General features: G+C 57.9%; 9 protein-coding genes and 1 rRNA gene. 5 read left to right on the top strand and 5 right to left on the bottom strand.

Going from position 1 to position 8,576, the window contains the following annotated elements:
• Positions 1-102, top strand: a 5S ribosomal RNA gene (gene rrf, locus AC788_RS20415); the annotation flags it as partial.
• A gap of 60 nt (positions 103-162) precedes the next feature.
• Here the strand turns inward: rrf and AC788_RS20410 are convergent.
• A complete protein-coding gene (locus AC788_RS20410; protein WP_049862357.1) occupies positions 163-939 on the bottom strand; it encodes an iron-containing redox enzyme family protein in 777 nt (258 codons plus the stop codon).
• A 141-nt stretch (positions 940-1,080) separates the two neighbouring features.
• On the opposite strand from AC788_RS20410, the gene AC788_RS20405 reads away from it, so the two are divergent.
• Positions 1,081-1,950, top strand: coding sequence for a LysR family transcriptional regulator (locus AC788_RS20405; RefSeq protein WP_049862356.1), 870 nt, complete (start codon positions 1,081-1,083; stop codon positions 1,948-1,950).
• Positions 1,951-1,984: 34 nt separating this feature from the next.
• Here AC788_RS20405 and AC788_RS20400 read toward each other — a convergent pair whose 3' ends face one another.
• From AC788_RS20400 to AC788_RS20390, 3 genes are read right to left on the bottom strand one after another with little or no spacing between them, the layout of a single operon-like run.
• Positions 1,985-2,221 carry a hypothetical protein gene (locus tag AC788_RS20400; RefSeq protein ID WP_049862355.1) on the bottom strand — a complete coding sequence of 79 codons (237 nt, stop codon included), beginning with the start codon at positions 2,219-2,221 and terminating at the stop codon, positions 1,985-1,987.
• Position 2,222: 1 nt separating this feature from the next.
• Positions 2,223-3,233, bottom strand: a complete 1,011-nt coding sequence (locus AC788_RS20395) for an NADP-dependent oxidoreductase (protein ID WP_049862354.1) — start codon at positions 3,231-3,233, stop codon at positions 2,223-2,225.
• Between the two features lie 3 nt (positions 3,234-3,236).
• Positions 3,237-4,037, bottom strand: coding sequence for an SDR family NAD(P)-dependent oxidoreductase (locus tag AC788_RS20390; protein WP_049862353.1), 801 nt, complete (start codon positions 4,035-4,037; stop codon positions 3,237-3,239).
• Positions 4,038-4,180: 143 nt separating this feature from the next.
• Between AC788_RS20390 and AC788_RS20385 the strand changes: the two genes are divergently transcribed.
• Positions 4,181-4,750 carry a TetR/AcrR family transcriptional regulator gene (locus tag AC788_RS20385; RefSeq protein WP_049862352.1) on the top strand — a complete coding sequence of 190 codons (570 nt, stop codon included), beginning with the start codon at positions 4,181-4,183 and terminating at the stop codon, positions 4,748-4,750.
• Between the two features lie 8 nt (positions 4,751-4,758).
• Here AC788_RS20385 and AC788_RS20380 read toward each other — a convergent pair whose 3' ends face one another.
• Complete coding sequence (locus AC788_RS20380; RefSeq protein ID WP_049862351.1) at positions 4,759-5,967, bottom strand: MFS transporter; 1,209 nt, start codon at positions 5,965-5,967, stop codon at positions 4,759-4,761.
• Positions 5,968-6,137: 170 nt separating this feature from the next.
• Between AC788_RS20380 and AC788_RS20375 the strand changes: the two genes are divergently transcribed.
• On the top strand, positions 6,138-6,932 hold the full coding sequence (locus AC788_RS20375) for a hypothetical protein (RefSeq protein WP_049862350.1): 795 nt from the start codon (positions 6,138-6,140) through the stop codon (positions 6,930-6,932).
• A gap of 165 nt (positions 6,933-7,097) precedes the next feature.
• The gene (gene katB, locus AC788_RS20370; RefSeq protein ID WP_049862378.1) at positions 7,098-8,573 is read left to right on the top strand and encodes a catalase KatB; all 1,476 of its coding nucleotides are present in this window, start codon (positions 7,098-7,100) and stop codon (positions 8,571-8,573) included.
• The last annotated feature ends 3 nt before the right edge of the window (positions 8,574-8,576 follow it).

Below are 8,576 nucleotides of genomic sequence, written 5' to 3'. Positions count from 1 at the left end.
AGCATTGGAACCACCTGATCCCATCCCGAACTCAGCAGTGAAACGATGCATCGCCGATGGTAGTGTGGGGTTTCCCCATGTGAGAGTAGGTCATCGTCAAGATTCAATTCCGAAACCCCTATCTGCGCAAGCAGGTAGGGGTTTTGTCTTTCTGGCTGATTTTCAGATCCTGAGTGTGGAGGGTGCTTGCTCTTGGCTCGGGCGATACCCCATGGCATGGGCGATGCCGTTCCAGTACTGCTCCGTTAGTGTCATGAAATCATAGAAACCGTCTGCCAGCGCTGCGAACTCATCATCGTCGTGACACTCGAGAGTGGCTGTGTGAATCGCCTGTATCTTGTGCTCCTTCTCGGCATTGCCGATATGGACGTAGAAGTACTCGCAATGCTCGTGGAATTCGTCGTTGGAAGCGTAGAGATGCTGGTAGTGCCGTACGCCCTCATACAGGCGGGTGAGCGTGGAAAATGCGAGCCATTCCTGGGCCAACAGTGCGCCCAGTGCGCGCTGACAGCCACTTTCCTCAGGCGTGCGGGTGTACAGGGCTTGCTGCTCAGCCACGAACTGGCGAGTGCTTGGCAGGATCAGATCATCGCTCAGCTTTGTCACTGGCGTGTAAGCAACCGCTACTCTGCTCAGGAGATCGGTCAGGAAATTCTCCAACAAATGAATGTGGGCTTTCTGCGGTTGACCGTAGCCGTATTCGGAGTACAGATTCTTCGCAATCTCGACGCGGGCGCAGAGGTTGTCGGTGTGTACCAGCGACAATGCAAGCATTGTCGAAGTCTGCGAAGTTCTTACCAAATAATTCTTCGCAAACAGCGCCAGTTGATCAAAAGACAGCGGGGCGGCCAGCCAGCGTTCATAAAAGGCGTTATTCAAAGCGCCGTGCTGATGTACAGAGGTAGCGAGCTTGGTGATCTCTTCATAATAACCGGACATGCGCAGCTCCTTGTTTGTAACTTGGTGCTTCGAAGTTGTCGTTTGGTTTTTGATGCTGACTAGGCAGTAGCAGTAGAATCCATGGGCTAGGAGGCTCGCACAACTAAAAATAAATGAATCGGCGATTCACCAGAGGTGTATATGGATATCTCGCAATTAAGGATGCTCACCGCTATCTATAAAGCGGGAAGCATCGTCAAGGCCGCCAAATCGGTGCATTGCGTACCCTCGAACGTGACAGCGCGCATGAAGGCCCTGGAGGCCGAGCTCGGATGCTGTCTATTGAATAGACGAGACAAAGGCGTCGAATTAAGCGCCGCTGGAAAGCACCTGCTGACTCATGCAGAAAAGGTGCTGGAGGCATTTTCCGAAGCACAGGCGTGTTTCGATGACACCCAAAAGCTCAGCGGTACGCTCAAAGTGGGGGGTATCGATTCTTTTGTCAGTACCCGCCTGGCCGCCATAGTTGCGGCGTTCACGCGTGAGTATCCCCAAGTGGTATTGGAGATCACTACGGGTACATGTCCGGATCTTGTAGAGAGCGTTGTGGAAGGGAGGCTGGATATTGCCATAGTTGCGTTTGCTCCGGTCAATCCGAAGCTCACTAGTCATAAGATCGCAGGTGAGCGGCCGGTGTTGGTTCATCCACAGGCGTGGTTGCAGCAGGGCCCCTTGGATCTGAACAACCGAAAGCTTCTGGCATGGCCTGAAGGGTGCCCTTTCCAGGCGGTGGCACTGGCCTGGTGCAAGGCGTCGTTGCAGGGTGTGGAAACAGTGGTGTGTGGGAGTTGGGGCGGCATCATGGCGTGTGTCGAGCAGGGGATAGGCATGGCGGTAGTCCCCAGGGGCGTCTACGACAATCATCGAGCATTTCTGAATGTGATGGCGCGCGACGAACTGGTATTCCCCAGGGTGGACCATTACCTGTTGACCCATAAACGCGCTAGCGGGCATCCAGTCCGGGAAGGGTTTGCGCAACAGGTGTGCGGTGCATCCGTACCCTCGATTTGAGTGTACGGACCTCTTGAGTGTGGGTGTTCTCTATTCAGGTATTGAAGTCGACGGCTGCGGTTTGCAGCGCCTGGATACGTACACCGAAGCTCTTGATGCTGGATAAGGTCGCGTTATGGTGGTCAATGATCTGCGCAGCATCGGCATGTGGCTTGGACTGCGTAGTGTGAGCATCGCTGATCAAGGTGATTTCATAACGCAGGCCGTCGACGCTCAGACTAAGCGGTAATGGCTGTTTCTTCCATACGCCTGACCTTACCTGCTGCGACATTTCATGCAGGTGGTTGCATCTGGATCACCACTTTCCCCTTTGCGCGACCATTTCGGACGTGGGCCAGTGCGTCTGCAGTGTTCGCGAAGGGATAGACCGTGTCGATCACCGGGGTGATGACACCGCTTTCCACGAGCTGGCTGATGTGTGCGAGTTGCTCGCCGTCCGCGCGCATGAATACGAAATCATAGCTGCAGCCCTGCTGACTGACCTGTTTGCGGATGCGGTAGCTCAACAACCGCATAAGTTGCTTCAGGGGCCAGCCGAGGCCCTGGCTGGCGGCGAACGCCAGGGTCGGGGGGCCGGAGATGGAGATCAACTGGCCGCCGGGCTTCAAGACCTTCACCGACTCGCTCAATACGTCCGATCCCAAGCTGTTGAGTACGACGTCGTAGTCTTGCAGCTCTCGGGCGAAATCCTGCGCTTTGTAATCGATCACCTGATCGGCGCCTAAGGCCTTCAACCACTCGACATTGGCCGTGCTGGTGGTAGTGGCCACGTAGGCACCCAAGTGTTTGGCCAACTGAATGGCGACCGTACCCACGCCACCTGAGCCTGCGTGGATCAAGACTTTCTGGCCCGGCTTGACCTTGGCGGTTTCGACCAGGACTTGCCAGGCGGTCAAAGCCACCAAGGGCAGAGACGCTGCCTGGACCATGGTCAGGTTCACAGGCTTGGCGGCTACATACGATTGATCGATGGCAATGCGTTCGGCGAAGGTGCCGATACGCGACGGGTGCGGCCGCGCATACACCTCGTCGCCGGGTTTGAAGCGGGTGACATTGACTCCGACTTCGAGCACCACGCCCGCGACGTCATTACCCAATGCGAGGGGTAGCGTGTACGGCAGGATCAGCTTGAATTCGCCGTTGCGAATCTTGACGTCCAGCGCATTGACGCCGGCCGCATGCACCTGCACCAGGACGTCGCCAGCAGCCTGGGTGGGCTCGGGCATTTCGGCTATCTGGCCGACGACGCTTTTACCGTAACGATCGATGATGAACGCTTTCATGACTCATTGCCCAACAGTGGCAGAGGTCAGATAGCGCTCGGCCGGCGTTGCCTGGCGCAGATCCGCGAGCAGCAAATGACGACTATCATTGAGTGCCGTCCAGCGCTCGGCCACATGCAGCGGTGGGATGGTGACGAGCTCTCGACGGTCGTAACCTGCCAAGGCGGCGTCCACCAGATCGGCCACTTCCATGACTTCAGGCAAGGTCGCGATATCGATCCCGGAATGCTGCCAGATCTCGGTGCGTGTGGTTGCGGGCAGCACCGCTTGTACATAGACGCCCTTGGGGCCCAGTTCCGCTTGCAAGCCCTGGGACAGGAACAGCACGAACGCCTTGGTGGCACCGTACACGGTCATCTGCATCTCGGGAGCCAGACCCATCACCGAGCCAATGTTGACGATACTGCCATGACCCGCCTGCGCCAGACGTGGAGCGATGGCCGCTGCCAGGCGTGTCACTGCGGTCACATTGAGCGCGAGCAGGCTGTCGAGGGCGCTGGCGCTTTGTTGGGTGAAGCCGCCGGCCTGACCTGCGCCGGCGTTGTTGATCAGGACGCCGATGCTGGCATCTTCGGCCAGGCGCTTCTCCACTTGAGCCAGGTCTTCGGCGCGGGTCAGGTCCGCTTGCATGAGGTTGATGTTCACACCGCTTTCGTCGCGCAATCTTGCGGTCAGTCGTTCCAGGCGATCGCGGTTGCGGGCGACCAGGATCAGGTCGTGCCCGCGGCGGGCGAAACGTTCGGCGTAGGTGGCGCCGATGCCGGTGGAGGCGCCGGTGATCATTACAGTGGGGAGCGTGTTCATCAGAGGAAATTCCTGACGGCTAGATGGCAGCACTGCGCTGCGACGGATTTATGATGATGACCGAAATCTAAACCGTCAAGCATTTTGATGTCATTCGACATCAATGTATACTCGGCTTCACTGTTCACCTCACAGGCATCGACATGAAAGTCAGCAAGGCACAGGCGCAGGCCAACCGTGCGCACATCGTTGAAACCGCCTCCACCCTGTTTCGCGAGCGGGGTTACGATGGCGTGAGCGTGGCTGATCTGATGGCCGCGGCCGGCTTCACTCACGGCGGTTTCTACAAGCATTTCCGCTCCAAGGCAGACCTCATGAGCGAGGCGGCGGCGTGTGGCTTCGCGCAGATGGAAGCCAGCACGGCTCAGGCCGAACGTGCAGCGCTGATCGAGGGCTACCTGTCGCGCGAGCATCGCGATGCACCTGGTGAGGGCTGCACCCTGGCGGCATTGTCGGCCGATGCCGCGCGCCAGCCTGAAGAGATCAAGGCGGTGTTTGCGCAGGGGATGGAGCGGATCCTGGCCGGTGTGGCGCCTGCTTCGGTCGAGGTAGACGAGGCCACGCGGCAGACCGCCCGGGCCGAGCGAATCAATGCCTTGGCGCACCTGGTCGGGGCACTGATGCTCTCCAGAGCGTGTCCGGATGACTCTGCGCTGGCTGACGAGATTCTGGAAAGCTGCCGGACAACCGCGTTGGCACGTTTGCAGGGGTAGGAGGTGCCTTAGCGGTAAGTTCTCTGTTCCGAAGCGCACTGGGTGGCATGGGCCAGCCACCAGTGAGCCGTTGCGCCCAGTACGGTGGACAGAATAGCCAGTATCAGGATCACCTTCTGCGTACCAACGGGCGCGGCCAAGAGGGCGACGAGTAAGCCCGCCGCTGGCTGCGACAGGTTATTGAGCAGGGTAATCACCCCCACCGTCTTGCCGAAGTCCTGAGGGGGAATGACGCGCTGACGAATGCTGCGCATGTAGACGTTGAACATCTTGTCGAAGCCCGCGATCAACAAAAAACCTGATACATAGCCTGCTAGGTTCGGAGTCATTGCGCAGATGAACCCACCTGCAGCGATCAGCACGTATGACACACCACCCAGTACCCTCAAGGGAATGACGACGCGCGCGAGCAGTACCAGTATCGCGATGGTAGCGACGGCACCCGCCGCCTGCAGCCAGGCGTAGCTATCCTTGCGCTCGCTGAAACTTCCGATCACCATGGCCGCCGACGTAGCCGCCGTCACGCCGACGATCAGGTTCACCCCAACGGCCAACGTGATGATTTTGCGCAATTGCGCTGTGGTACGGATATGCCCAATGGCCACTCGAAAAGGTTGTAGCCACGCGCCTTGATTCTGGTCGAATGGCGCGATATCTATCTGACTGAGCCGTTGCCAGATCAGCATGCTTGCATCGGCCAGCAGAAATACCCCAGCGACACACAGCACAACCCAGTGCCAGGTCCAGACTTCCAGCATTAATGCAGCGACCAATGGGCCCAGGACTAAACCGGTCTGGTCGGCGATTTGCGAGTAGGAGAGGGTCTTGGTGTAGCTGTAGTGGTGGAATACGCGTGGCATCAGTACTTCGCGAGCCATGACGCCTTGAGTTGTCAGGATGCCACACAGCGCCGACAACACCACAAGCCAGGCGATGCCACCGAACAACAGGGACAGAATAACGGCCAGCACACAGAGTAAAACCCGGTAGATCTGGCTGATATGCAGGATTCGGACGGGTGAGAAGCGGTCGCACAATACGCCACAGAAAGGGAACGCCAAAAACCTGGGCAACGATTCAACAAAGAACGCAAGGCCGGCCCACGCTGCGCTCTGAGTCGCCTGGAAGACCACCAGCGGAACGATGAACAATAGAATCTGGTCCGCGAGGCGTGACAGGAACAATGAGACGAAGAATGCGATGTAGTCCTTTCGCATGATAGGGTCCTTTATGTTTCCAAGCAGGCTCTGAGAGGGGCAAAACACCGTCGCGCATTACACAACCGCTGACATCGGATTGATAGATACAGATAGCGTGGATAAATGGAACAGTCCCGTTGTTTGTGAACAGGCGTCAGATCTATTCTCTACCTGCATGAGTGGCCACCATGATTGAACCGAACGCTTCCACGCTATTCATGGGCTGGGACGTCGGCGGCTGGAATTGCGACCGGAACCCGGCTAGCCGCGATGCTCTGGTCGTTCTGGATGCTGAGCGCCGGTTAGTCGGTAAGCCTTGGCGGGGCAATCTGCGTCGGACGATCAATGAAGCAAGTTCCACGGAAGAGTTTGTCCATGGGCTGTTGAAACTGTGTGCAATAGACACTGCAGTTCATCAGGCGCCATGCCTGCTCATGGGCATCGACACTCCATTGGGCTTCTCCCGACCTTTCATTGACCTCATCACCCGTGGCATGGCCGTGCCCACTGTTGGCGAGTCTTCCAGCAACCCCTACCTGCACCGGCGTACCGAACATTTTCTGTTCGAACGAGGGCTCTATCCGCTGTCGCCGATCAAGGACATGATCGGCAGCCAGGCAACCAAGGGCATGCATGTGCTGGGGCGATTCGCGCCCATTCGGGAAGCCTGTGGCGTATGGACGGACGGGCGGATGCTTCGGGCGATCGAGGCCTATCCCTCGGCGTGCAAGCGGTCGGCCTGCATCGAGGCCTTGCGAGCGCCTTTCTACGTTGACGGCGCGAGCGTTCCGCGAATATTTGTAGCGGGGCTTGAACATATCGATGCACAGGATGCGCTGACGTGCGCGTTGCTGGCCTGGGCCTTCGAGCATAGACCGCAATGGCTGGCTCAGCCGATGGCGGATATAGATCCGGCAGAGGGTTGGATATTCGTGCCGGAGGATGGGTTGCGAGCGTCGGTAGGCGCGGATTCTAGCCAGTAATACCGGTAGGCATCTTTGCCTATCAGCCTGATAGGCTCTTCCAATTTAGCCACGCCAGTGGTTGCCGTTACCCTCGCGGTTTCTCCAGAACATAAGAAGCGTGAGGGATTCACTATGAAAATCAGAACCTTATCAGGGTATGCCGTCACTGCATTGGCCGTCGGCATGTCTTTGTCGTCCGCGTTTGCCGATACCTTGACCCGCGACAATGGCGCCGCCGTTGGCGATAACCAGAATTCACAGACCGCCGGACCCAACGGGCCGGCGCTGCTTCAGGACGTTCAGTTGTTGCAGAAGCTGCAGCGCTTCGACCGCGAGCGCATTCCAGAGCGCGTGGTGCATGCCCGTGGTACGGGTGTGCATGGCGAGTTCGTCGCTTCCAGCAACATCAGTGAGTTGACCAAGGCCAAGGTGTTTACGCCAGGCACCCATACACAGGTGTTCGTGCGCTTCTCGTCGGTCGTCCACGGCAACCACTCGCCGGAAACGCTGCGCGACCCACGTGGTTTCGCGACCAAGTTCTATACGGCGGACGGCAACTGGGATCTGGTCGGCAATAACTTCCCGACCTTCTTCATTCGTGACGCCATCAAATTTCCCGACATGGTGCATGCGTTCAAACCCGACCCGCGCACCAACCTTGACGACGACTCCCGTCGTTTCGACTTCTTCTCCCATGTTCCGGAAGCAACGCGTACGCTCACCCTGCTGTATTCCAACGAAGGCACGCCTGCGGGTTATCGCTTCATGGACGGCAATGGCGTGCACGCCTACAAGTTCGTCAACGCCAAAGGCGAAGTGCACTACGTGAAGTTTCACTGGAAGAGCCTGCAAGGTCTGAAGAATCTGGACCCGGAACAAGTCGTGCAAACCCAGGGCAAAGATTATGCGCACATGACCCACGACCTGGTCACCGCAATCAACAAGGGTGATTTCCCAAAGTGGGACTTGTATATCCAGGTACTCAAACCTGAAGACCTGGCCAAGTTCGCATTCGACCCGCTCGACGCGACTAAGATCTGGCCTGACGTACCGGAGCAGAAGATCGGGCAGATGGTACTGAACAAGAACGTCGACAACTTCTTCCAGGAGACCGAACAGGTCGCCATGGCACCATCCAACGTGGTACCGGGGATCGAACCATCGGAAGACCGTCTCCTGCAAGGCCGTGTGTTCTCGTACGCCGATACCCAGATGTATCGCCTGGGCGCCAACGGCATGAGTTTGCCGATCAACCGTCCGCGCGTCACCGTCAACAACGGCAACCAAGATGGCGCCTTGAACAGCGGACATACCACCGGTGGGGTGAACTACGAACCGAGCCGTCTTGCGCCGCGCCCGAGCGACGACAGCGCGCGTTACAGCCAAACGGCTTTGAGCGGTACTACCCAGCAGGCGAAGATTCAGCGCGAGCAGAACTTCAAACAGGCAGGCGACTTGTACCGCTCCTATTCGCCCAAGGAGCAGCAGGACCTGATCAACAGCTTCGGCGGTTCTTTGGCTGACACGGATACCGAAAGCAAAAACATCATGCTGTCGTATCTGTACAAAGCCGATCCGGCCTACGGCACAGGCGTGACCAAAGTTGCCAATGGCGACTTGGAGAAGGTCAAACAGTTGGCCGCCAAGCTTCAGGACTGATGC

The sequence above is a fragment of the Pseudomonas sp. RIT-PI-a genome (assembly GCF_001187875.1).
Taxonomy (GTDB): Bacteria; Pseudomonadota; Gammaproteobacteria; order Pseudomonadales; family Pseudomonadaceae; genus Aquipseudomonas; species Aquipseudomonas coleopterorum.
The sequence above is the reverse complement of the archived record's forward strand: the minus strand, read 5'-3'. Positions and strand labels throughout refer to the sequence as shown.